Genomic DNA, 22,178 nt, shown 5'->3' with positions numbered 1-22,178 from the left:
CGCCCGGGCGAACGACCCCGGCGCACCGGGATCGTCCCGCGTGGGCATCAATCCACCAGCGGCGGCGGGGCGGCGCGGTATATCTCGCGCTTGCCGGCGTGGTTGGCGGGGCCGACGATGCCGTCGCGCTCCATCCGCTCCATGATCGAGGCGGCGCGGTTGTAGCCGATCTGCAGCCGGCGCTGGACGTAGGAGGTCGAAGCCTTGCGGTCGCGCAGCACCACCTGCACCGCCTGGTCGTAGACGTCGCCGAGGCCGTCCTCGGCCTCCTCGCCGATCGCAGCGTCCATCACCGGCACGTCCGCCGGGACCGCCTTGGCCGGGGCCGGGGCCGCCTCGTCGGCGGCGGTGACCGCCTCGAGATATTCCGGCCGGCCCTGCGCCTTCCAGTGCAGCACCACCTTCTCCACCTCCTGGTCGGAGACGAAGGGGCCGTGGATGCGCTGGATCCGGCCGCCGCCGGCCATCATCAGCATGTCGCCCTGGCCGAGCAGCTGCTCGGCGCCCTGCTCGCCGAGGATCGTCCGGCTGTCGATCTTCGACGTCACCTGGAAGGAGATCCGGGTCGGGAAGTTCGCCTTGATGGTGCCGGTGATGACGTCGACCGACGGACGCTGCGTCGCCATCACGATGTGGATGCCGGCCGCGCGCGCCATCTGGGCGAGCCGCTGGATCGCGCCCTCGATGTCCTTGCCGGCGACCATCATCAGGTCGGCCATCTCGTCGACCACCACCACGATGAACGGCAGGTGGTCGAGGCTCATCGGCTCCTCGGTGGTGATCACCTGGCCGGAGGCGCTGTCGTAGCCGGTCTCGACCTCGCGCATGATCACCTCGCCGTTGGCGCGGGCCTCGGCGAGACGGGTGTTGTAGCCGTCGATGTTGCGCACCCCGAGCCGCGACATCTTGCGATAGCGCGACTCCATCTCGCGCACCGCCCACTTCAGCGCGACCACCGCCTTGCGCGGGTCGGTGACGACGGGGGTCAGCAGGTGCGGGATGCCCTCGTAGACCGAGAGCTCGAGCATCTTCGGGTCGATCATGATCAGGCGGCACTCGGCCGGCGAATACCGGTAGAGCAGCGACAGGATCATGGTGTTGATGGCGACCGACTTGCCCGAGCCGGTGGTGCCGGCGACGAGCAGGTGCGGCATCCGCGCGAGGTCGGCGATCACCGGCTCGCCGCCGATGGTCTTGCCGAGGCTGACCGGCAGGTGGGCACGGCTGTCGTGATACTGGCTGGAGGCCAGCATCTCGCGCAGCCACACGGTCTCGCGCCGCGGGTTGGGCAGCTCGATGCCGATGACATTGCGGCCCTCGACCACCGCGACGCGGCAGGACACCGCGCTCATCGAGCGGGCGATGTCGTTGGAGAGCGAGATCACCCGGCTCGACTTGGTGCCGGGCGCCGGCTCGAGCTCGTAGAGCGTGACCACCGGACCGGGGTTGGCGTCGATGATCTCGCCGCGCACGCCGAAGTCGTGCAGCGTCTGCTGCAGGCGCAGCGACGACTTGTCGAGCGCCTCGGCCGAGAGCTCCTCGAGCAGCTCGCTGCCCGGCGGATGGGCGAGCAGGTCGAGCGAGGGCAGTTCGTAGTCCGAGCCCGGCGCGCGCTGCGGCCGCGCCGGTTCGGGGGCGTGGACCTCGGCGGGCACGGCCTCGACGGCGGCCTCGGCGGCCGGCGGCGGAGCGGCCTCGGCCGGCGCCTCGTCCGTCTCCATCGGCAGCGGCCAGTGGAAGGTCGCGCGCACCGCGTAGCCCTGCAGGACCCGGAGGCCGACGAGGTCGCCGTCGTCGTCGACCAGCACCGGCGCGACCACGGCCGCCGCCGGCTCGGCGGCGGGGGCGGGGGCGGCCGCGGCGGGAGCGGGCTCGGCGGCGGTCGCGGCGACCGGTGCCTGCTCGGCCGGACGGGTCTCGGCCACCGGCAGCGGCTTCAGCCAGATGCTGCGGCCGCGCACCGGCGCGACGGGCTCGGGCACCGGCGTGGCGGCCACCGGCTCGGGCGTCGATGCCGGCTGCGGGATCGGCATGGTCTCGCCCTGGGGCGCGCGGCGGAACACCAGCGGCTTGCGCACGAAGCGCGGATCGACCGGCTTCGGCGCCGCCTCGACCACCGGTGCGGCGACGGGCGCGACCGCGACGACCGGCGCGGCGACGACCGGCGGCGGCGCGGCGACCGGCGCGACCGTCTCGACGACCGCGGGCGCGGGCTCGGCGACCGGCGCCGGCTCGGCCGCCCGGCTGCGGCTGCGAATCAGGCTTTCGGGGGTGCGGGTGAAGCGGACGTTGGGCGCGGTCGCGAACGGGCGCAGCCAGGTCGGATCGTCGGCCGCGATCACCGGTGGCGGCACCGATTCGCGGCTCGGCGCGGCCGCGCCGGAGGAACGGGACGGAGGCAGGACCGGCGGCCGCTCGGTGGAACGCATCACACACCCTATCACTCGAAACCGGGGCGCGCCGCCGATCGGAGACGCCTCCGATGAGTAGCCCGTCAGGGTTAACACCCGGTTTGGATTCACCATGACGGCCGCCGGCCGGTCTGGCGGAGCGGCGCGGCATCGGGCATGGTCTGCCGGGATCCGCGGGGAGAACGCGATGTACAGGCTGGACGCGACGGAGCTTCTGGTGGCCGAGGTCGTGGCGCTGAGGGCGGCGCTGAAGCGCCTGATCGTCGAGGAGGCCGTGCGGCGCCCCGATCCCGGCACCTGGCTCGCCGAGGGGTTCGAGCGCGCCGCCGACGACGTCGCCGCCGCCCTCGCGGAGGACGGCGACGGCGAGCGCGACGCCGCCATCGTCGAGCACGCCCAGGAAATCCTGCGCGAGATCTATACAGTCACGCTCGCGATCGAATAATCCAACGCCCCCGCTCCCGAGGGGGCGGGCGGCCGGCGTGACGCCGTCGACAGGAAGCGGTGCGGACGAGCATGAGCGACATCAAGGACGTGCAGACGCCGGAACGGCTCATCGAGCGCGCGCTGCGCCACGCCTCGACCGGGCCGGCCCATCCGGCCAAGGACCTGATGCGCGAACTCGCGACCGTCCTCCAGGCCGCCCTCGCCCGCGAGGAGGAGGTCCGCAAGGCCGCCTATCTCGACGGCGTGCGCAGTGCGGTGAAGGTGGTGCGCGAGAAGAAGGAGGCGATCCGCTCGCAGACCGGCGACGGTTCCGCCGAGGAGGTCGGCGCCGTCCACGACGAGGTCACCACCCACATCGCCGACATCGCCAACGAGGGCCGGGTCAGCGTCGACGGTCTGGTCCGGCTGGTCGCCCGGCTCGAGGACGCGCGGGCCGACGCCGCCACCCTCGATCGCGACGTCGTCCGTGCCTACTACGCCCTGGTCAACCGCGGCCAGCCCACCTCCGCCGACGTGCTGCCGAACGGCCGGCCGACCGAATCGCTCGACATCGCCCTCGCGATCGCGACGCGCCTCCTGCCGGCGGGATGGTGGTCGCTCGGCGCCACCTTCGACGTCGCCGAGGAGGTTCCGACCGCCATGGTCGGCGCGGATCAGACCGACGAGCAGCCGCCGCGCAAGGCCGCGAGACCGGCCCGCGCCCTCTTGGCCGCCACCTTCGCCGCCGTCGCCGCCCGCGGTCTCTGAGCATTGCCCCGGCCGGTTCGGACGCGCGGTCGGAGCGGCACGGTGCGCGAAGGGGAAAGCCGCCCGGTCGGCACCGGGCGGCGAGGGATCACTGCAGCTTCTCGGCCGCGCTCGCGGTCTGCAGGCCGGACTGCAACGGCTGCGTCAGCGTACCGATCAGCTGGAAGAACTTCTGCAGCTCGAGCGAGGGCGCCGACGCGACGTAGACGGTGTCCTTGTCGTAGAGCCGCAGCGTCTTGGCGACGAACAGGCCCGACGCCTCGCGCATGTTGACCCGGTAGACGATCGGGATCGCCTGCTTGCCGGCGCGGTAGTCGGCGTTGGTCGGGTCGAGCGCGCCGACGATGTCCGGCCGCTCGAAGCGGAACAGGAACACCGCCGCCGGATCGGCCTGCTGGGTCTGGAGGCCGCCGACCTTGGCGAGCGCCTGATCGAGTGTCGTGCCGCTGGCGTCGAACTCGACGCGGCTGCTCGAACCGCTGGCGCCGAAGATGGTGAAGGACTGCGGGTCGCGCAGGGCGACGACGGTGTCCTTCGGGCGCAGTTGCACGTTCTCGCCGGGGTCCTGCAGCACGGTCTGCAGCGGCACCCGCACGGTGCGGCCGCCGCGGGCGACCTGGAGGAACACCTGGTTGACCGGCGCCGAGATGCCGCCGGCGGCGGCGAGCGCGTCGAGGAGGCGGGCGCCCGGCATGGCGAGCGGCACCACGCCGCCCTTCACGACCTCGCCGATCACCGTGACGGTGTTGGTGGCGTTGCGCGTGACGTTGACGAGCACCTGCGGCTCGATCGCCTTGCCGGCGAGCGCCTGCTCGACGATCGTCTTGACCTGGGTCGGGGTGTGGCCGGCCACCTTGATGACGCCGGCGTAGGGCACCACGATGGTGCCGGCCGCGGACACCGGCTGCTCGGGCACCGTCGCCGACTTGGAGGCGCTGTCGCCGGCGGAGAACAGACCGCCGACCGAGGCCTCCCAGATCGTGACCGCCACGTAGTCGCCGACGCCGATGGCCTCGCTGGCACCGCCGCCACGCTCGGGGAAGCGGCCCTTGAAGGTGTCGTCGCGCCGACCGGCCAGCTTGGCCAGCACGGTCTGGTCGACGTCGATCACCTGATAGGCGAGACCGGCGACCCCGGGCTTCTCCGCCACGATGTCCCGCGTCGCCGGGCCGGCGGCGGGCAGCGTACCGCAGCCGCCGAGTGCCAGGGCGAGCGCGATCGCGACGGGACCGAATCGATGCTGCACTCTTCGAGACCCTCGTTTGATCGCGAACCGTCTTAGCCGAAGGCGGCGGGCTTGGAAATGCCCGCCCCCGTCCGCACCGGCCGGGCGCCGGCGCATTCCCGGCGCCGGCGGCAATCCTGCAACGCCGGTCCGCCCCGGGCGGGACGGCCGTTCGTTAGAATTGGGACGACGAGTCTGAACAATCGGTATCCATGACGACGGTGCCCGCGCCCTTGCGGACGGCGCACCGCCTCGCCTACACCTCCGCCCCGGAAACCGCGGTGGACGGAGCGACCCCGAATGGCGCGTCGGCGCATCATGTTGGACGGCTACAACCTCGGTTTCGAGCGCGGGACCGGCGTGGCCACCTACGGCCGCAACCTCAGCCAGCGCCTGAAGGCGCTCGGCCACCACGTCGACGTGGTCTACGGCGTCAAGGCCGACGAGGCCCGCGACCCGCTGATGAGCGAGGTCGCCTTCTTCGATCCCGGCCGGCGCGGCATGTCGACGGCGGCGACGATCCGCCGGCTGGCGCGCTCGCCCTTCGGCCTCCGGCCCTGGCAGGTGCCGGTGACCGGCGCGGTGATCACCAAGGGCTTCGGCCTCCGGATGCCGGCCTACGACCGCATCTTCAACTACCGCGACCTCTACGAATTCTCGCGCTGGCACTTCCGCGTCTGGCGCGGCCCGCTGCCGATCGCCTACGACGGCGGCGCCGACATCGCGCACTGGACCTATCCGGTGCCGGTGCGCCTGAAGGGTGCCGCCAACATCTACACCGTGCACGACCTCGTGCCGCTGCGCCTGCCCTTCACCACTCTCGACGACAAGGTGTTCCACCACCGCCTGCTCGCCGACGTCTGCCGGCGCGCCGACCACATCGTCACCGTCTCCGAGGCCTCGCGGCGCGACATCGTCTCGCTCTACGGCGTCCCGGAGGACCGCGTCACCAACACCTGGCAGTCGTCGGCGCCGCCGCCGGAGGCGCTCGGACGCGACCGCGGCGCCATCGCCGACGAGATCGCCGCGGTGTTCGGCCTCGACTTCAAGGACTACTTCCTGTTCTTCGGCGCGATCGAGCCGAAGAAGAACGTCGCCCGCATCGTCGAGGGCTTCCTGAAGGCGCAGGTCGACCGGCCGCTGGTGCTGGTCGGCTCGGTGTCCTGGAAGGACGCCGAGGACCTCGCGCTGCTTGGCGCCCATCTCGGGCAGACCGTGACGCGCCACCCGATCCCCGGGCTCGAGGGCCGCAATGCCGGCCCGGAGCCCGGCATCACCACCATCGTCGCCGGCCGCGCCCGGGTGCTCCGCATGGAGTATCTGCCGTTCCACCTGCTGACGAGCCTGATCCAGGGCGCGCGCAGCGTGGTGTTCCCCTCGATCTACGAGGGCTTCGGCCTGCCGATCGTCGAGGCGATGCAGCTCGGCACCGCGGTGATCACCAGCCGCGAGGGCTCCAACGGCGAGATCGCCGCCGATGCCGCCCGCCTCGTCGACGCCTACGACGCCGACGACATCGCCGCCGCGATCCGCGAACTCGCCGCCGACGACGACCTCGTCGCCCACCTCGAGACCGCCGGCCGCGACCGCGCCGCCTTTTTCGCGCCCGAGCGCTACGACGAACGCCTAACCGCCCTCTACGACCGCATCGGCTGAGGGCGGCGCCTACAGCGCGTCGCGGCGCAGCTCGTAGAGCATGACGCCGGTGGCGACGGCGAGGTTGAGGCTGTCGGCCTGCCCGGCCATCGGGATCTTGACGCGGACGGTGCAGGCCTCGGCGAGCGGCTCGGTGAGCCCCTGCTGCTCGTTGCCCATCACCAGCACCACCGGTCCCGGCGCCGCGGCGCGGCGGTAGTCGTGGGTGGCCTTCAGGTGCGTGCCGACGAGGCGCGTGCGCGCGGTCTTCGCCCAGGCGAGGAAGGCCTCGCGCGAGGCGCGCACCAGCGGCACGTGGAACATCGAGCCCATGGTGGCGCGCACCGCCTCGACCGAGAACGGGTCGCAGGTCTCGCCGACCAGGATCACGCCCTTGGCCCCGACTGAATCCACGGTGCGGACGATGGTGCCGAGGTTGCCGGGGTCGCGGACCTGCTCGAGCGCCACCCAGACCTCGCCGTCGGCCGGCCTCACCTCGGCGAGCGGGCGCAGGCGCTGGCGGAACACGCCGACCACCATCTGCGGATTGTCGCGCCGGGTGATCTTGCCGAGCACCGCCTCGGAGACGTCGAGCACGGTGCCGCCGCGGGCGTGCACCTTGGCGGCGGCCTGCGCCACCGCCGGCTGGTCGCGCACCGAGCCGGAGAAGCAGATGGTGTCGACCGGCCAGTTGACCGCGAGGGCGTCGGTGACGAGCTTCAGTCCCTCGCCGAGGAACAGCCCGGTCTCGTCGCGGTGCTTCTTCATCGCCAGCGCGCGCAGGTCCTTGACCAGCGGGTTGGCGAGCGAGGTGATCTGCTTGACCTGGCCGGGGGCGGCGGTCTCGGGGCGGTCGCTCCTCATGCGGGATCCCCTTGGAAACGGGCGAACATCGAGGTGGAGAGCAGCCGGCCGGCCGTGCCGGGCAGGCCGGTTTCGCGCAGCGCCAGCTCGCCGGACTCCAGCCGGCCCGGCCGGTCGCCGAGGAGGTCGGCGGCGAGCTCGTGGATCGACAGGAACGAGGCGCGGATGGCGTAGGCCGTCAGGATCGCGAAGGACGGCCCCGGCGCCAGGATCGCGCGGACGAGGTCGAGCATGTGCGGCAGGTCGTCGGTGAGGTTCCACACCTCGCCGTCGGGCCCGCGGCCGAAGCGTGGGGGGTCGAGCAGGATGCCGTCGTAGAGCCGGCCGCGGCGCACCTCGCGCTCGCAGAACTTGACGGCGTCGTCGACGATCCAACGGATCGGCGCGGCGTCGAGGCCGGCGAGCGCCTGGTTCTCGCGGCCCCAGGCCACCGCCTTCTTCGAGGCGTCGACGTGGGTGACCTCGGCGCCGGCCCGCGCCGCCACCAGCGAGGCGAGGCCGGTGTAGCCGAACAGGTTGAGGATCCGCGCCGGCCGGGGCCGGTCCGCGATCCGCTCGGCCATCCAGCGCCAGTGCTCGACCTGCTCGGGGAACACGCCGACGTGGCGGAACGAGGTCAAGCGGCAGACGAAGGGCACGCCGAGGACGGCCATCTCCCAGGTCTCGCCGATGCCCGGCGCGGTCTTCCAGCGCCCGGGGCCCTCCTCGTCGACGTCGCCGGTGAAGGCGGCGCCGGCCGCCTCCCAGACCGCGGGCGCGAGCCGGCGCGGCCCCATCGCCTGCGGCTCGGGCCGGACCACGGTCAGCGCACCGTAGCGCTCGAGCTTCTCGCCGGCGCCCATGTCGAGGAGGGCGTAGTCGTCCCAGCCGTCGCTGGCGAGGATGGTGCCGACGGTTTCGCGGACCCGGCGGGCCCCGAGCGGCAGCGGCACCGGCCGCGCCGGCTTCGGCGCCGCCGAGGGACGGGCCGGCCCGCGCGGCTCCTCGCGCCGGGAATCGTCCCGGCGGGGCTCGTCGCGGCGCGGCGCGGCGCGCTCGCCGGTCGGCGCCGGGCACGGCTCGGGCCGGCGCGGCCGGCCGTCCTTCGGACCGTTCGGGCGTTGCGTCTTCACCATCGGACCTCGCGGGGAGGCCGCCGGGGCGCTCGTCGTCCGGCGGCGGTCCGTTCCCGATAGCCGGCTCGGGGGCGGCCGGCAAGCGCGGCGTCCCGCCCGCGCGCGTCCCGGATGGGTCGTTCGGTCGTCTCGACAGCCGGCGTCGGAGCCCTTATGCGGAAAACCATGATCGTGCTCGCCTTCGACACCGCCCACGACCGCACCGCCGTCGCCCTCGTCGGGCCGCGTCTCGACGCGGTGCGCGTCGAGACCATGGAGCGCGGCCACGCCGAGCGGCTGCTGCCGCTGGTCGACGCGGTGCTCGCCGAGGCCGGCGTCGCGCTCGCCGACGTCGACCGCTTCGCCGTCACGGTCGGCCCCGGCAGCTTCACCGGCATCCGGGTCGGCGTCGCCGCCGCGCGCGGGCTGGCGCTCGCCACCGGCCGGCCCGCCGTCGGCATCGGCAGCCTGCCGGCTCTCGCCGCCTCGCTGCCGGAACCGGCCGAGGGCCCGGTGCTCGCCACCGTCGACGCCCGCCGCGGCGAGGTCTACGCCGCGCTCTACGCCGCCGACGGCCGCGAGATCGAGCCGCCCTTCGCCGCCGAGGCGGCCGACGTGCTCGCCCGGATCGCCGGCCGCGCCACGGCGATCGTCGGCTCCGGCGCGCCGATCCTCGCCCACGCCGCCGCCACCGCCGGCCTGGTGGTGCCGCCGTCCTTCCCGCTCGGCGGGCCGGATCCCCGCGCCGTGGCGCGCCTCGCCGGCCGGCTCGCCGCGCCCTTCGCCCCCGTCGTCCCCCTCTACGTCCGCCCGCCCGACGCCAAGCCGCAGGCGGCCCTGGTCGAGGTCGCCAGATGATCGCCTGGTTCGCCAGCTACCCCCCGATCGTGGACGCCGGCCGGCTCGACGACGTCGACGACCTCGCCGAGATCCACGCCGCCTCGTTCCACCGCGGCTGGGCCGCGGCCGAGATCGAGGCCCTGCTCGCCCAGGACCGCGTCGTCACCGTGGTGGCGCGCCGCGGCTCGCCCTTCGGCACCCGCCGTCCGATCGGCTTCGTGATGGTGCGCGCCGCCGAGGACGAGGCCGAGGTGCTCACCGTCGCCGTCGCCCCGCGCCAGCGCGGCCGCGGTCTCGCCACGAGGCTGATGGAGACGGCGCTGCGCCGGCTCTACCACGACCGCGTCAAGTCGGTGTTCCTCGAGGTCGACGACGGCAACGCCCCGGCGCTGGCGCTCTACGCCCGCCTCGGCTTCCGCGAGGTCGGCCGGCGGAAGAACTACTATCCCAAGCCCGGCGGCCCGGCGTCGACCGCCCTTGTCATGCGCGCCGACATCTCCTAGCACGGGGGGTGACGGCGCCGTCCCGGCGCCGCTTCCGGGACCGACGGCGGTGACCGACGAGACCAGCTATTCCGCCCTGGAGGACCTCTGCGTCGCCAAGGGCATGCGGATGACCGAGCAGCGCCGGGTGATCGCCCGCGTGCTCGAGGCCGCGTCCGACCATCCCGACGTCGAGGAGGTGTTCCGCCGCGCCGTCGCGGTCGACGACAACATCTCGATCTCCACGGTCTACCGCACCGTCAAGCTGTTCGAGGACGCCGGCATCATCGCCCGCCTCGACTTCCGCGACGGCCGCGCCCGCTACGAGACCGTGCCGGAGGAGCACCACGACCACCTGATCGACCTCAGGTCCGGCCGGGTGATCGAGTTCCGCAGCGAGGAGATCGAGGCGCTGCAGGACCTGATCGCCAAGCGCCTCGGCTACCGCCTCGTCGACCACCGGCTCGAACTTTACGCCGTGCCGCTCGCCGACCCCGAGGCCGCCGCCGAATGATCGCCCGGCTACGGCCCTTCGTCGTCCTGCCGCCCTTCGCGCTCTACGCCGCGCTGCTGGTCGTGCTGCAGATGGCCGCGGTGCGCTTCGACTGGCCGGTGAAGCGGCGCCTGCCGGTGCACTTCCACCGCCTCGCGCTGAAGGTGATCGGCGTGCGCGTCACCGTCGAGGGCACGCCGGCCACCGGCCGGCCGCTGCTGATCACCGCCAACCACGCCTCCTGGCTCGACATCCTGGTGCTCGGCTCGCTGATGCCGCTGTCCTTCGTCGCCAAGAGCGAGGTGGCGTCCTGGCCGATCTTCGGCCTGTTCGCCAAGCTGCAGCGCTCGATCTTCATCGAGCGCGAGCGCCGGGCCAAGGCCGGCGCCCAGGCCGCCGAGCTCGCCGCGCGGCTGTCCGAGGGCGACGCCATGGTGCTGTTTCCCGAGGGCACCACCAGCGACGGGCTGAAGCTGCTGCCGTTCCGCTCGGCCCTGGTCGGCGCCGCCCGCGCCGCCATCGACGCCGGCGGCCACGCCCACGTCCTGGTCCAGCCGGTCGCGGTCGCCTACACCCGGCTGCACGGCCTGCCGCTCGGCCGGCAGTGGCGCCCGCTGGTGGCCTGGCTCGGCGACGCCGAACTGATCCCGCACCTGATGGGGCTCGCCCGCGAGGGCGCGGTCGACGTCACCGTCGCCTTCGGCGCCCCGATCACCTTCGACCGCGAGGGCGACCGCAAGGCGGTCACCATCCGCGCCGAGGCCGAGGTCCGGCGCCTGCTCTCCGACGCCGTCGGTGGACGCGCGCCCGCGTCGGCTTTCCCCGCGGCCGAAAACACGCTAGAGCGGAACGAGGCTGCGGCCGCGAGCGCCGCGTCAACCGGTCCCGAGGTCCCGTGACGGCGAACAAGACGGTCTTCATCAAGACCTACGGCTGCCAGATGAACGTGTACGACAGCGCGCGCATGTCGGACACGCTCGCCACGCTCGGCTACGACGAGACCGACCGGATCGAGGCCGCCGACCTCGTCGTCCTCAACACCTGCCACATCCGCGAGAAGGCGGCCGATAAGGTCTATTCGGAGCTCGGCAAGATCCGCAAGCTCGAGGAGACCACCGGGCGCGACGTCACCGTCGCCGTCGCCGGCTGCGTCGCCCAGGCCGAGGGCGAGGAGATCATCCGCCGTGCGCCCGTGGTCGACATGGTGTTCGGCCCGCAGTCCTACCACCGGCTGCCCGAGCTGCTCGAGCGCGTGAAGGCCGGCGAGCGCCCGGCCGCCGGCACCGGCCGGGTGCCCTCGAAGGCGCGTCCGCGCGCGGTCGACACCGAGTTCCCCGCCGAGGACAAGTTCGACCACCTGCCCGAACCGGTCGCCGAGCGCGTCCGCGGCCGGGGGGTGACCGCCTTCCTGACCGTGCAAGAGGGCTGCGACAAGTTCTGCACCTTCTGCGTCGTGCCCTACACCCGCGGCGCAGAACTGTCGCGGCCGGTCGAGCGTGTCGTCGCCGAGGCCGAGGCGCTGGTCGCCGCCGGCGTGCGCGAGGTCACCCTGCTCGGCCAGAACGTCAACGCCTACCACGGCGTCGGCCCGGACGGCGACGCCTGGAGCCTCGCCCGGCTGGTCCGCCGTCTCGCCGCCGTGCCGGGGCTCGCCCGGCTGCGCTACACCACCAGCCACCCGCGCGACATGGACGACGCCCTGATCGCCGCCCACCGCGACCTGCCCGAGCTGATGCCCTACCTGCACCTGCCGGTGCAGTCGGGTTCCGACCGCGTGCTCGCCGCCATGAACCGCCGCCACGGCGCCGCCGACTATCTGACGCTGGTCGAGCGGATCCGCGCGGCGCGTCCGGACATCGCCCTCTCCGGCGACTTCATCGTCGGCTTCCCCGGCGAGACCGACGCCGACTTCGAGGCGACGCTCGCCCTGGTGCGCGCCGTCGGTTACGCCTCGTGCTTCACCTTCAAGTATTCGCCGCGCCCGGGCACCCCGGCCGCGTCCGAATCGGATCAGGTGCCGGAGCCGGTCAAGACCGAGCGTCTCGCCCGCCTCCAGGCGCTGATCGACGAGCAGGAGGCCGCCTTCCTGAAGAGCCGCGTCGGCCTCGTCGTGCCGGTGCTGTTCGAGAAGGCCGGGCGCGACCCGGGCCAACTGGTCGGGCGCTCGCCCTGGCTCCAGGCGGTCCACGTCGCGGCGCCGGCCGACCTGATCGGCGGGATCGCCGCGGTCGAGATCCTCGCCGCCGGCCACCACAGCCTCGACGGGCGCCTCGCGGAACCGGCCGCGGACGGCGCCGTTCGGCTGAGGGCGTGAGCGGGCGCGCGGGCCAGTTCCTCGCGGCGGCGGCGTCGGCCCACGACGCCGGATCACCGCCGGTGAGATCCACGGGACCCTCCACCCCGGCCGCACCGGAGAGCCAATGACGCACGCCTCGGACCTGACCCACGTGGTGCTCGTGTTCGACGACAACCGCCTGATCGGGCACCTCTACGGGCAGTTCGACCAGAACCTCGCGCTGATCGAGCAGAAGCTCGGCGTCGACGCCACCGCCCGCGGCAACCAGGTCACCATCCGCGGCCCGCACGAGGCCTGCGCCCGCGCCCGCGACGTCCTGGAGGCGCTCTACGCCCGTCTCCAGGCCGGCCAGCAGATCGCCCCGGGCGACGTCGAGGGCGCGATCCGGATGGCGATCAGCCTCGAGGGCCAGCTCGCGCTGCCGACGCTGGAGCCGAAGACGCGGCTGAAGCTCGCCCAGATCGCGACCCGCCGGAAGACCGTGGTCGCCCGCAACCCGGCGCAGGACGCCTACATCCGGGCGATGGACCGCTCCTCGCTGGTGTTCGGCCTCGGCCCGGCCGGCACCGGCAAGACCTATCTCGCCGTCGCCTACGCCGCCGCGCTGCTCGAGCGCGGCGAGGTCGCCCGCCTGATCCTGTCGCGTCCGGCGGTCGAGGCCGGCGAGCGCCTCGGCTTCCTGCCCGGCGACATGCGCGAGAAGATCGACCCCTACCTGCGCCCGCTCTACGACGCGCTATACGACATGATGCAGCCCGACAAGGTCGAGCGCGCTCTGACCTCCGGCGCCATCGAGGTCGCCCCGCTCGCCTTCATGCGCGGACGCACCCTCGCCAACGCCGCCGTCATCCTCGACGAGGCGCAGAACACCACGTCGATGCAGATGAAGATGTTCCTGACCCGCCTCGGCGACGGATCCAAGATGATCGTCACCGGCGACCCCTCGCAGATCGACCTGCCGCCCGGCCAGGTCTCGGGCCTCGTCGAGGCGACGCGGATCCTGAAGGAGACCCAAGGCGTGGTGCAGGTGCGCTTCGGCCACGAGGACGTGGTGCGCCACGAACTGGTCGGCCGCATCGTCAAGGCCTACGACGACGACGGCCGCGAGCGCCTGCAGGCCGCCGAGAAGGCGCGCCAGCCGAAGGAGAGCGCCTCGTGACCGCCGCTCCCGCGATCGCCGTCGACGTGCTGGTCGAGGCCGGCGACTGGCCGGAAGGCGAGGCGGCGCTGGTCGCGCTGGTCGAGACCGCGGTCGCCGCCGCGGCCGCCCGCGCCGACGCCGAGATCCTCGACGGCTCGGAGGTGTCGGTGGTGCTCACCGACGACGCCGGCATCCGCGTGCTCAACGCCCGTCACCGCGGCATCGACAAGCCGACCAACGTGCTGTCCTTCCCGCAGGACGACCCCGACGCCGACGCCTACGGGCCTCTGCTCGGCGACATCGTGATCGCCCGCGAGACCGTCGACAGGGAGGCCGTCGACGGCGGGCTTCCTTTCCGGCATCATTTGACGCACATGGTCGTCCACGGATTCCTGCACCTCGTGGGTTACGACCACATGGAAGACGACGAGGCCGAGGAGATGGAGCGTCTGGAGACGGCCATCCTGGCGGCGCTCGACATCCCGGACCCCTATGCCGACGCCCCGCTGGTGGGGTGACGGCCGCTGGGGCGGACCGGGAGGGACGACCGGGAGACGATGAGCGACACCGAGACGCAGAGTAGCCCCGCGGCCGTCCCCGGCACGGTGCTTCCGACCGATGCCGGCGGCGTGCCGCCGTCCTGGCTGGGCAGGCTCAGGGAAGCCTTCGGCTTCAAGCCCTCCGCCTCGCTGCGCCAGAACCTCGAGCAGGCGCTGAGCCAGGAGGACGCGCTCGACGCGGCCTTCTCGCCCGAGGAACGCCAGCTGATCCGCAACATCCTGCGCCTGCGCGAGACCCGCGTCGACGACGTCATGGTGCCGCGCGCCGACATCGACGCCGTCGAGATCGACACCACGCTGTCCGACCTCGTCCAGCTGTTCGAGAACTCCGGCCACAGCCGCATGCCGGTCTACCGAGAGACGCTCGACGACGCCGTCGGCATGGTCCACATCAAGGACCTGATGGCGCTGATCACGGCCGGCGCCGCCCGCCCCGCCCCGCCGGACGCCGAGGACGACGCCACCGCGGTGCTCGACCTTTCCGCCGTCGACCTGACCCGCACCCTCGGCGAGACCGGACTGGTGCGCAACGTCCTGTTCGTGCCGCCGTCGATGCCGGCGGCGACGCTGTTGGCCAAGATGCAGGCCTCGCGCGTCCAGATGGCCCTCGTGATCGACGAATACGGCGGCACCGACGGCCTCGTCTCGATGGAGGACATCGTCGAGACCATCGTCGGCGAGATCGACGACGAGCACGACGTCGAGGACGGCCCGCCGGTGCGCGCGGTCGCGCCCGGGGTGTTCCTCGCCGACGCCCGCGCCGACCTCGACGAGGTCGCCGCCGTGCTCGGGCCGGGCTTCGACGTGACGGTCCACGAGGAGGAGGTCGACACCCTCGGCGGCCTGTTGTTCTCCGCGCTCGGCCGCATCCCCGCCCGGGGCGAGGTGCTGACGCTCGACGAACTGCCCGGCTTCGAGGTCGAGGTGCTCGACGCCGACGCCCGCCGCATCAAGACCGTGCGCATCGTCGCCACCGGCGAGGGCGCCGCCTCGGCGGCCTGACGTCGCATCCCTCGCGACGGCCGCCGGTTCGCCGGCGGCCTTGACCCTCCGGCGCGGGGACACCACGCTCGGCCCACCGATTCGGCGGCCGACCCGGCAGGTGGCGCGGGCGAACCGCCGCCTGCCCGAGGTGCCGATGCGTTCGCTCGCCCATGCCGTGATCCTGCTCTGGGGCTGGCGCCGCTTCGCCGCCGCCTTCCTCGCCGGAGCGGTGTCGTCGCTGGCGATGGCGCCCTGGCACCTCGCCCCCGTGCTCTTCGTGACGCTGCCGGTGCTGGTCTGGCTGGTCGACGGCGCGGTGTCCGCCGGCCGCGGCGGTGTCCGTCGGATCCGGCCCGCCGCGGCGGTCGGCTGGTGGTTCGGCTTCGGCTACTTCCTCGCCGGCCTGTGGTGGATCGGCGCGGCCTTCCTGGTGGAGGCCGACCGTTTCGCCGTCCTGATGCCCTTCGCCGTCGTGGCGCTGCCGGCCGGCCTCGCCCTCTTCACCGCCGCCGGCGTCGCCTTCGCCCGCCTCGTCTGGGTCGAGGGACCCGCGCGCATCCTCGCGCTCGCCGTCGGCCTCTCCGCCGCCGAATGGCTGCGCGGCCACGTCCTCACGGGCTTTCCCTGGAACCTCCTCGGTCAGGCCGCCGGCGCCACCGACGTGACGCTGCAGCTCGCCTCCGTCGTCGGCGTCGACGCCCTGACCTTCCTGATCGTCGTCGTCGCGGCGGCCCCGGCCGTCCTCGGCGACGACCCGGACGTACGGCCACGCTGGCGGATCGCCGTGCTCGCGCTCGCCGGCGCGATCCTCCTCGGCGACGTCGGCTTCGGGCTCTGGCGGCTCTCCGGCGCCGCGCCGGTCGGCGAGGCGGTGGTGCCGGGCGTGCGCCTGCGCATCGTCCAGCCGGCGATCGACCAGGCGCAGAAGTGGAGCCCGGAATACCGGCAGGCCACCCTCGACACCCTCGTCGCGCTCAGCGACACGAAGACCGGCCCGGACACGCTCGGGGTGATCAGCTTCACCCACGTGATCTGGCCGGAGACGGCGCTGCCCTTCTTCCTAACCGAGGAGCCCGACGCCCTCGCCCGCATCGCCGACCTGTTGCCCACCGGCACCACGCTGATCACCGGCGCCCCGCGCATCGAGGTCGCCGGCGGCGGGCGGCGTTTCTACAACAGCATCTACGTCGTCGACGACGGCGGCCGCATCGTCGACGCCTACGACAAGGTCCACCTCGTCCCCTTCGGCGAATACCTGCCGCTCGAATCCTGGCTGAGCGCGATCGGCCTGCGCCAGATCGTCCCGGCGGTCGGCGGCTTCTCCGCCGGCCCCGGCCGACGCTCGCTGACAGTGCCCGGCGCCCCCTCCGCCGGGGCGCTGGTCTGCTACGAGGCGATCTTCTCCGGCGCCGTCGTCGACCCCGCCCATCCCCCCGGCTTCCTGCTCAACCTCACCAACGACGGCTGGTTCGGCCACACCGCCGGGCCGTGGCAGCACCTCGACCAGGCGCGCACCCGCGCCGTCGAGGAGGGCCTGCCGATGGTGCGCGCCGCCAACACCGGCGTCTCCGCGGTGGTCGACGGCTACGGCCGAATCACCGCCGAACTCGGGCTGGGCGAGCGCGGCGTGCTCGACGCTCGGTTACCGTCGGAAACGCCGCCGGTGGTATTTCGGCGGATGGGTTCATATTGGCTGTTAACGTTCTACGTATTTTCGTTCATTGTCCTCGTCGCGGGGGGCCGCAAGCTGGCGTGGAAGCGTTGACACGACCACGACCCGGGCCGACAATTCCTACGCGTGGACCCGTGTCACTTGAAGCCGGGCGAGAACCACCGCTGGTCGATGAACCACAACAACGGGTGATCGACCAAGAAAGAAGAATACCGCAGACATAACCTCGCGAACGAGTATGATCGAATGGCAAGCAAGAAATCCCCGAATCCGATCGACATCCACGTCGGTAGCCGGGTTCGCCTCCGCCGCATGATGCTGGGTATGAGTCAGGAGAAGCTGGGCGAGGCGCTCGGCATCACGTTCCAGCAGATCCAGAAATACGAGAAGGGCACCAACCGTATCGGTGCGAGCCGCCTGCAGCACACGGCGACCGTTCTCAAGGTCCCCGTCTCCTTCTTCTTCGAGGATGCGCCGGGCACCCCGGAGGAGGCGATGGGTTTCGCCGAGAACCAGCCGCACTCCTACGTGGTGGACTTCCTGTCGAGCTCCGAGGGCCTCTCCCTCAACAAGGCCTTCATCCGCATCAAGGATGCCCGCGTCCGCCGCCGGATCGTCGACCTCGTCCAGTCGCTCTCGGACGACGACACCCCGGCCTGAACGCCGCGTCGATAGCCTCGGCCGCGCCGCGCGGCCGATCGCCCCTTTCGGCCGGACGCCCGCGCGAGCGTCCGGCCGAACGGTGCCGAACGCGCCGCGTGTGCACCGCACTTGCGCCCTCTCGACCGCTTTGCGAAAAGGATGCGGCCGGCCACCCGTCCGGGTGGAGCCGTCCGTCTACTTTGAGGGGTCATCCCATGTCCCGGCGGAATTATCTCTTCACCAGTGAATCCGTGTCCGAAGGTCATCCGGACAAGGTCTGCGACCGGATCTCCGACACCGTCGTCGACGCCTTCCTGGCGCAGGCGCCCGAGGCCCGCGTCGCCTGCGAGACGCTCGCCACCACCAACAAGGTCGTGATCGCCGGCGAGGTCCGCGGACCCTCGACCATCACGCCCGACCTGATCTCCCACCTCGCCCGGCTCGCCATCCGCGACATCGGCTACGAGCAGGACGGCTTCCACTGGGAGACCGCGGAGATCGACGTGCTGCTGCACGCCCAGTCCGCCGACATCGCCCAGGGCGTCGACGCCGCCGGCGACAAGGACGAGGGCGCGGGCGACCAGGGCATCATGTTCGGCTATGCCTGCCGCGAGACGCCGGAGCTGATGCCGGCGCCGATCTACTACGCCCACGCGATCCTGCGCCGCCTCGCCGAGGTCCGCAAGAACGGCACCGAGCCGAAGCTCGGCCCGGACGCCAAGAGCCAGGTGACGCTGCGCTACGTGGACGGCAAGCCGGTCGCGGCGACCTCGATCGTGCTCTCCACCCAGCACGTCGACCCCGACCTCACCTCGGCCGACGTCCGGGCGATCGTCGAACCCTACATCCGCGCGACCCTGCCGGCCGGCTGGATCGGGTCCGAGACGTCCTGGCACGTCAACCCGACCGGAAAGTTCGTGATCGGCGGTCCCGACGGCGACGCCGGCCTCACCGGCCGCAAGATCATCGTCGACACCTACGGCGGCGCGGCCCCGCACGGCGGCGGCGCCTTCTCCGGCAAGGACCCGACCAAGGTCGACCGCTCGGCCGCCTACGCGGCGCGTTGGCTCGCCAAGAACGTGGTCGCCGCCGGTCTCGCCGACCGCTGCACCATCCAGCTGTCCTACGCCATCGGCGTCTCGGACCCGCTGTCGATCTACGTCGACCTCCACGACACCGGCCACGTCGACCCGGCCAAGGTCGAGGCGCTGCTGTCGGATCGCGACGTCGTCCGCCTCTCGCCGCGCGGCATCCGCGAGCGACTCGGCCTCAACCGGCCGATCTACGCCCGCACCTCCGCCTACGGCCACTTCGGCCGGCCGGCCGAGGACGACGGCGGCTTCTCCTGGGAGAAGCTCGACCTCGCCGAGACGCTGAAGTCGGCGCTGCTCTGACCGCCCGACCGAATGCGACGGCGGCCCGCTCGGGCCGCCGTCGCCATCCCCCGAGAGACCCATCGACACCATGACCGACGACGTCCGCGACGCCGCCTTCTACGGCCGGCGCAAGGGCAAGGCGCTCCGCGCCGGACAGGCGGACCTGATCGCCGGCCTGCTGCCGACCCTCGCCCTCCCGCTCGACCGCCCGGCGCCGGAAGCGCTCGCCGACCTCTTCCCGCACGTCCCCGCCGAGATCCGTCTCGAGATCGGCTTCGGCGGCGGCGAGCACCTCGTCCACCGCGCCGGCGAGAGCCCCGACGTCGGCTTCGTCGGCGTCGAGCCCTTCGTCAACGGCATGGCCAAGGCGCTCGCCGCCGTCCGCGCCCGCGACCTCGCCAACGTCCGCGTCTCCGATGCCGACGCGGTGAAGGTGCTCGACTGGCTGCCCGCCGCCTCGCTCGACCGCGTCGTATTGCTCTATCCCGATCCCTGGCCGAAGAAGCGCCACTTCAAGCGCCGTTTCGTCGGCCCCGACAACCTCGACCGCTTCGCCCGCGTGCTGAAGCCCGGCGGTGCCTTCCACTTCGCCTCCGACATCGACAGCTACGTCGACTGGACGCTGTTCCACGTCCGCCGCCACCCGGCCTTCCGCTGGACCGCGACCCGGCCGGACGACTGGCGCGCGCCCTGGGCCGGCTGGCCCGGCACGCGCTACGAGGCCAAGGCGCTCCGAGAGGGCCGGCGCGGCAACTACCTGAGCTTCGAGCGCGCCTGATCCGGTCGCTCGCGCGTCCGGCCGGCGGGGCCGCTTTGCAGCCGCCCGCGTTTTCCCGTAAAGGCAGGCGCCTCGCCCCGCGACCTCCGGCGCGCGGCATCCGGAGAGACGACCCGATGACTTCCGACCTGCGCGCCCTCGTCCGCGACACCGGGTGCGTGCCCCTCGGCTGGGCCGGTTCGTCCGAGGAGATGGACTATCTCAACTGGGGCGACGCCATGTCGCCGGTGATGGTCGCGCTCCTGACCGGCCTTCCGATCGAGCGCGTGCCGTTCCGCTCGGTCCGCAATCGCCTCGCCGCGGTCGGCACCGTCGCCCACGGTTTCGAAGGCGGCACGGTGACGGTCTGGGGCAGCGGCTGCTCGCCCCACGCCAACCCGCGCGCCCGTCCGGCCGAGCGCATTCCCTACGCGCCGCCCCCCGGGACGCGGATCGAGGTCGCTGCCACCCGCGGCCCGCTGAGCGCCGCCCGTCTCGGCGGCGCCGAGGCGGCCGAACGCGCCGCCTTCGGCGATCCGGTCTGGCTGCTGCCGCGCTTCTACCGTCCGGCCGTGGCGAAGACCCACGAGCTCGGCGTGATCCTCCACCTCTCCGAACTCGCCGACCGCGCCCACGAGGCGCGGCCGAAGTCGGGTCTCGCCGCCTACGACCTCGCCGGCGTCGAGGGCGTTCGTCTGATCAACACCTGCACGCCGGTGTCGGCCGAGGGCCTGCGCGCCTGGGTCGACGAGGTCGCGTCCTGCCGGCGCATCGTCTCGACCTCGCTCCACGGCATGGTGGTCGCCGAGAGCTACGGCATTCCCTGCCTGCCGCTGGTGAACGGGCGCGAGGGCCTCGCCGACGTCGACCTCGCCGCGCCCGGCCCGGTCGACGACCGCTTCGTCGACCTCTACCGCGGCCTCGGCCTCGCCCGCCTGTCCGCCTACGCTCGCCAGCCCGGCCGCCGGATCGCCTGGAAGCGGCTGATCGCGGCGATCGACGCCACCTGGACGGAGAAGACGCTCGACGAGGACCGCCTCGTCGCCGCCCTGCCGCTCGACCTCGCGCCGCTGTCGGCGCCGCCGGGCGGCACCGTGTTCGACCTGCCGGCGATCCGCGACATCCGCTTCCGCCACGACGTCCGCGCCCTCGCCCGCGCCGAGAAGGCCGCCCGCTCGGGCGGGCTGGTCGGCGCGCTGCGCCGGTTGCTGCCGGGGGGCCGTCGGGGTCAACCCTGATGCCGGCGGCCGGTTGATCGCGATCAAGGATCGGCCCCGTCGGCGCGATAGTCTCCGCCCATAGCCGCCGCGCGCGGTGGAATCGGAGACGACCCATGACTGCCACCATGAAAGCCGCCGTGGTGCGGGCCTTCGGCCAGCCCCTCGTGATCGAGGAGGTCCCGATCCCGGAACCGGGCCTCGGCGAGGTCCTGGTCAAGGTGATCGCCAGCGGCGTCTGCCACACCGACCTCCACGCCGCCGACGGCGACTGGCCGGTCAAGCCCAAGCTGCCCTTCATCCCCGGCCACGAGGGCGTCGGCTACGTCGCCAAGGTCGGCCCGGGCGTCAAGCACCTCAAGGAGGGCGACCCGGTCGGCGTGCCCTGGCTGCACGACGCCTGCGGCTGCTGCGAGCATTGCGAGACCGGCTGGGAGACGCTCTGCGAGGGCCAGCACAACACCGGCTACGGCGTCGACGGCGGCTATGCCGAATACGTGCTCGCCGCCGCCGACTACGTCGGCAAGCTGCCCGACAACCCGGACTTCGTGGCGATGGCGCCGATCCTGTGCGCCGGCGTCACCACCTACAAGGGCCTGAAGGAGACCGAGGCGCGCCCCGGCCAGTGGGTCGCGATCTCCGGCATCGGCGGTCTCGGCCACGTCGCCGTCCAATACGCCAAGGCGATGGGCCTGCACGTGGTCGCCGTCGACGTCGACGACGACAAGCTCGCGCTCGCCCGCGCGCTCGGCGCCGAGGCGACGATCAACGCCAGGACGCAGAACCTCGCCCACGAGATCGAGAACGCCACCCACGGCGGCGCCCACGGCGTGCTCGTCACCGCGGTCTCCCGCGCAGCCTTCGCCGACGCCCTGAAGCTGGTGCGCCGGCGCGGCACCATCAGCCTCTGCGGCCTGCCGCCGGGCGACTTCCCGACGCCGATCTTCGACGTCGTGCTGAAGCGCGTCACCATCCGCGGCTCGATCGTCGGCACCCGCCGCGACCTCGCCGAGGCGATCGAGTTCGCCGCAGAGGGCAAGGTCAAGCCGACCACCACCACCGACAGCCTCGACAACATCAACGGCATCTTCGAGCGCCTGAAGAAGGGCGAGGTCGAGGGCCGCATCGTGCTCGAGCTGTGAACGGGACGGCCGTCGGAGCTTGATTTCCGCCGCCGGCGGGGTTAAGTAGACGGCAACAGTTCTGATGCGCTCGATGAGCGGATTGGGAGTGGGTCCCCCCGGACCCGCTCCTTTTTCATATCCGGCCCCCTCCGGCCGGCATCGGGTCGCGCG

Annotated in this window: 21 protein-coding genes; 17 read left to right on the top strand and 4 right to left on the bottom strand. The window is 72.8% G+C overall.

The genetic code is table 11. The annotated features are described in order from the left end of the window. Nucleotides 1-47 precede the first annotated feature (47 nt). The gene (locus EDD54_RS21840) at nt 48-2,342 is read right to left on the bottom strand and encodes a DNA translocase FtsK (protein WP_342636609.1); all 2,295 of its coding nucleotides are present in this window, start codon (nt 2,340-2,342) and stop codon (nt 48-50) included. Nucleotides 2,343-2,598: 256 nt separating this feature from the next. Here EDD54_RS21840 and EDD54_RS23580 point away from each other — a divergent pair, with 256 nt between their 5' ends. Both EDD54_RS23580 and EDD54_RS21830 read left to right on the top strand, forming a co-directional pair. Next, nucleotides 2,599-2,856, top strand: a complete 258-nt coding sequence (locus EDD54_RS23580; protein ID WP_126540696.1) for a hypothetical protein — start codon at nt 2,599-2,601, stop codon at nt 2,854-2,856. A 71-nt stretch (nt 2,857-2,927) separates the two neighbouring features. Further along, a complete protein-coding gene (locus tag EDD54_RS21830) occupies nt 2,928-3,605 on the top strand; it encodes a hypothetical protein (protein WP_126540695.1) in 678 nt (225 codons plus the stop codon). An 88-nt stretch (nt 3,606-3,693) separates the two neighbouring features. Here the strand turns inward: EDD54_RS21830 and EDD54_RS21825 are convergent, their stop codons facing one another. Then, nucleotides 3,694-4,851, bottom strand: a complete 1,158-nt coding sequence (locus tag EDD54_RS21825) for a polysaccharide biosynthesis/export family protein (protein WP_245515859.1) — start codon at nt 4,849-4,851, stop codon at nt 3,694-3,696. Nucleotides 4,852-5,130: 279 nt separating this feature from the next. Between EDD54_RS21825 and EDD54_RS21820 the strand changes: the two genes are divergently transcribed. After that, complete coding sequence (locus tag EDD54_RS21820; RefSeq protein WP_245515857.1) at nt 5,131-6,486, top strand: glycosyltransferase family 4 protein; 1,356 nt, start codon at nt 5,131-5,133, stop codon at nt 6,484-6,486. Between the two features lie 9 nt (nt 6,487-6,495). Here EDD54_RS21820 and EDD54_RS21815 read toward each other — a convergent pair whose 3' ends face one another. Both EDD54_RS21815 and EDD54_RS21810 read right to left on the bottom strand, forming a co-directional pair. Next, on the bottom strand, nt 6,496-7,329 hold the full coding sequence (locus tag EDD54_RS21815; RefSeq protein WP_126540693.1) for a TrmH family RNA methyltransferase: 834 nt from the start codon (nt 7,327-7,329) through the stop codon (nt 6,496-6,498). Further along, entirely contained in the window at nt 7,326-8,444 is a 1,119-nt protein-coding gene (locus EDD54_RS21810) for a class I SAM-dependent methyltransferase (RefSeq protein WP_126540692.1), read from the bottom strand. The genes EDD54_RS21815 and EDD54_RS21810 overlap by 4 nt, the downstream gene beginning before the upstream one ends. Before the next feature lie 153 nt (nt 8,445-8,597). Here EDD54_RS21810 and tsaB point away from each other — a divergent pair, with 153 nt between their 5' ends. The 14 genes from tsaB to adhP all read left to right on the top strand — a co-directional run bounded on the left by tsaB (nt 8,598) and on the right by adhP (nt 22,025). Next, on the top strand, nt 8,598-9,281 hold the full coding sequence (gene tsaB / locus EDD54_RS21805) for a tRNA (adenosine(37)-N6)-threonylcarbamoyltransferase complex dimerization subunit type 1 TsaB (protein WP_208112254.1): 684 nt from the start codon (nt 8,598-8,600) through the stop codon (nt 9,279-9,281). Beyond that, entirely contained in the window at nt 9,278-9,766 is a 489-nt protein-coding gene (gene rimI, locus EDD54_RS21800; protein WP_126540691.1) for a ribosomal protein S18-alanine N-acetyltransferase, read from the top strand. The genes tsaB and rimI overlap by 4 nt, the downstream gene beginning before the upstream one ends. Before the next feature lie 103 nt (nt 9,767-9,869). Further along, nucleotides 9,870-10,259 (top strand): Fur family transcriptional regulator, encoded by a 390-nt coding sequence (locus tag EDD54_RS21795; RefSeq protein WP_126541901.1) that lies wholly within the window; start codon nt 9,870-9,872, stop codon nt 10,257-10,259. Further along, nucleotides 10,256-11,137 (top strand): lyso-ornithine lipid O-acyltransferase, encoded by an 882-nt coding sequence (gene olsA, locus EDD54_RS21790; protein ID WP_126540690.1) that lies wholly within the window; start codon nt 10,256-10,258, stop codon nt 11,135-11,137. Before EDD54_RS21795 ends, olsA begins: the two co-directional genes overlap by 4 nt. A gap of 41 nt (nt 11,138-11,178) precedes the next feature. Next, entirely contained in the window at nt 11,179-12,552 is a 1,374-nt protein-coding gene (miaB, locus tag EDD54_RS21785; RefSeq protein WP_207620322.1) for a tRNA (N6-isopentenyl adenosine(37)-C2)-methylthiotransferase MiaB, read from the top strand. A 106-nt stretch (nt 12,553-12,658) separates the two neighbouring features. After that, nucleotides 12,659-13,693, top strand: coding sequence for a PhoH family protein (locus EDD54_RS21780; RefSeq protein ID WP_126540688.1), 1,035 nt, complete (start codon nt 12,659-12,661; stop codon nt 13,691-13,693). Next, nucleotides 13,690-14,193, top strand: a complete 504-nt coding sequence (ybeY, locus tag EDD54_RS21775) for an rRNA maturation RNase YbeY (RefSeq protein WP_126540687.1) — start codon at nt 13,690-13,692, stop codon at nt 14,191-14,193. Before EDD54_RS21780 ends, ybeY begins: the two co-directional genes overlap by 4 nt. 39 nt (nt 14,194-14,232) lie before the next feature. Continuing rightward, entirely contained in the window at nt 14,233-15,237 is a 1,005-nt protein-coding gene (locus tag EDD54_RS21770; protein ID WP_126540686.1) for a hemolysin family protein, read from the top strand. Nucleotides 15,238-15,337: 100 nt separating this feature from the next. After that, nucleotides 15,338-16,984, top strand: coding sequence for an apolipoprotein N-acyltransferase (gene lnt, locus EDD54_RS21765; RefSeq protein ID WP_245515855.1), 1,647 nt, complete (start codon nt 15,338-15,340; stop codon nt 16,982-16,984). A 153-nt stretch (nt 16,985-17,137) separates the two neighbouring features. Beyond that, nucleotides 17,138-17,551 (top strand): helix-turn-helix domain-containing protein, encoded by a 414-nt coding sequence (locus EDD54_RS21760; protein WP_126540684.1) that lies wholly within the window; start codon nt 17,138-17,140, stop codon nt 17,549-17,551. A gap of 197 nt (nt 17,552-17,748) precedes the next feature. Continuing rightward, nucleotides 17,749-18,927, top strand: a complete 1,179-nt coding sequence (metK, locus tag EDD54_RS21755; RefSeq protein WP_126540683.1) for a methionine adenosyltransferase — start codon at nt 17,749-17,751, stop codon at nt 18,925-18,927. Nucleotides 18,928-18,997: 70 nt separating this feature from the next. Further along, on the top strand, nt 18,998-19,687 hold the full coding sequence (gene trmB / locus EDD54_RS21750; protein ID WP_126540682.1) for a tRNA (guanosine(46)-N7)-methyltransferase TrmB: 690 nt from the start codon (nt 18,998-19,000) through the stop codon (nt 19,685-19,687). Nucleotides 19,688-19,803: 116 nt separating this feature from the next. Beyond that, complete coding sequence (locus tag EDD54_RS21745) at nt 19,804-20,904, top strand: polysaccharide pyruvyl transferase family protein (RefSeq protein WP_126540681.1); 1,101 nt, start codon at nt 19,804-19,806, stop codon at nt 20,902-20,904. A 95-nt stretch (nt 20,905-20,999) separates the two neighbouring features. Then, nucleotides 21,000-22,025 carry an alcohol dehydrogenase AdhP gene (gene adhP / locus EDD54_RS21740; RefSeq protein ID WP_126540680.1) on the top strand — a complete coding sequence of 342 codons (1,026 nt, stop codon included), beginning with the start codon at nt 21,000-21,002 and terminating at the stop codon, nt 22,023-22,025. Nucleotides 22,026-22,178: the final 153 nt, after the last annotated feature.

The sequence above is a fragment of the Oharaeibacter diazotrophicus genome, from assembly GCF_004362745.1.
GTDB classification, from domain to species: domain Bacteria; phylum Pseudomonadota; class Alphaproteobacteria; order Rhizobiales; family Pleomorphomonadaceae; genus Oharaeibacter; species Oharaeibacter diazotrophicus.
This window is presented reverse-complemented; position numbering and strand designations above follow the sequence as displayed.

Coding starts and splice junctions, on each gene's coding strand:
- EDD54_RS23580 (WP_126540696.1), top strand. CDS start 2,599: ATGTACAGGCTGGACGCGACGGAGCTTCTGGTGGCCGAGGTCGTGGCG.
- EDD54_RS21760 (WP_126540684.1), top strand. CDS start 17,138: ATGGCAAGCAAGAAATCCCCGAATCCGATCGACATCCACGTCGGTAGC.
- metK (WP_126540683.1), top strand. CDS start 17,749: ATGTCCCGGCGGAATTATCTCTTCACCAGTGAATCCGTGTCCGAAGGT.
- adhP (WP_126540680.1), top strand. CDS start 21,000: ATGACTGCCACCATGAAAGCCGCCGTGGTGCGGGCCTTCGGCCAGCCC.
- miaB (WP_207620322.1), top strand. CDS start 11,179: ATGAACGTGTACGACAGCGCGCGCATGTCGGACACGCTCGCCACGCTC.
- tsaB (WP_208112254.1), top strand. CDS start 8,598: ATGCGGAAAACCATGATCGTGCTCGCCTTCGACACCGCCCACGACCGC.
- EDD54_RS21820 (WP_245515857.1), top strand. CDS start 5,131: ATGGCGCGTCGGCGCATCATGTTGGACGGCTACAACCTCGGTTTCGAG.
- EDD54_RS21830 (WP_126540695.1), top strand. CDS start 2,928: ATGAGCGACATCAAGGACGTGCAGACGCCGGAACGGCTCATCGAGCGC.
- EDD54_RS21780 (WP_126540688.1), top strand. CDS start 12,659: ATGACGCACGCCTCGGACCTGACCCACGTGGTGCTCGTGTTCGACGAC.
- EDD54_RS21810 (WP_126540692.1), bottom strand. CDS start 8,444: ATGGTGAAGACGCAACGCCCGAACGGTCCGAAGGACGGCCGGCCGCGC.
- olsA (WP_126540690.1), top strand. CDS start 10,256: ATGATCGCCCGGCTACGGCCCTTCGTCGTCCTGCCGCCCTTCGCGCTC.
- trmB (WP_126540682.1), top strand. CDS start 18,998: ATGACCGACGACGTCCGCGACGCCGCCTTCTACGGCCGGCGCAAGGGC.
- EDD54_RS21745 (WP_126540681.1), top strand. CDS start 19,804: ATGACTTCCGACCTGCGCGCCCTCGTCCGCGACACCGGGTGCGTGCCC.
- EDD54_RS21770 (WP_126540686.1), top strand. CDS start 14,233: ATGAGCGACACCGAGACGCAGAGTAGCCCCGCGGCCGTCCCCGGCACG.
- rimI (WP_126540691.1), top strand. CDS start 9,278: ATGATCGCCTGGTTCGCCAGCTACCCCCCGATCGTGGACGCCGGCCGG.
- EDD54_RS21795 (WP_126541901.1), top strand. CDS start 9,870: ATGCGGATGACCGAGCAGCGCCGGGTGATCGCCCGCGTGCTCGAGGCC.
- EDD54_RS21815 (WP_126540693.1), bottom strand. CDS start 7,329: ATGAGGAGCGACCGCCCCGAGACCGCCGCCCCCGGCCAGGTCAAGCAG.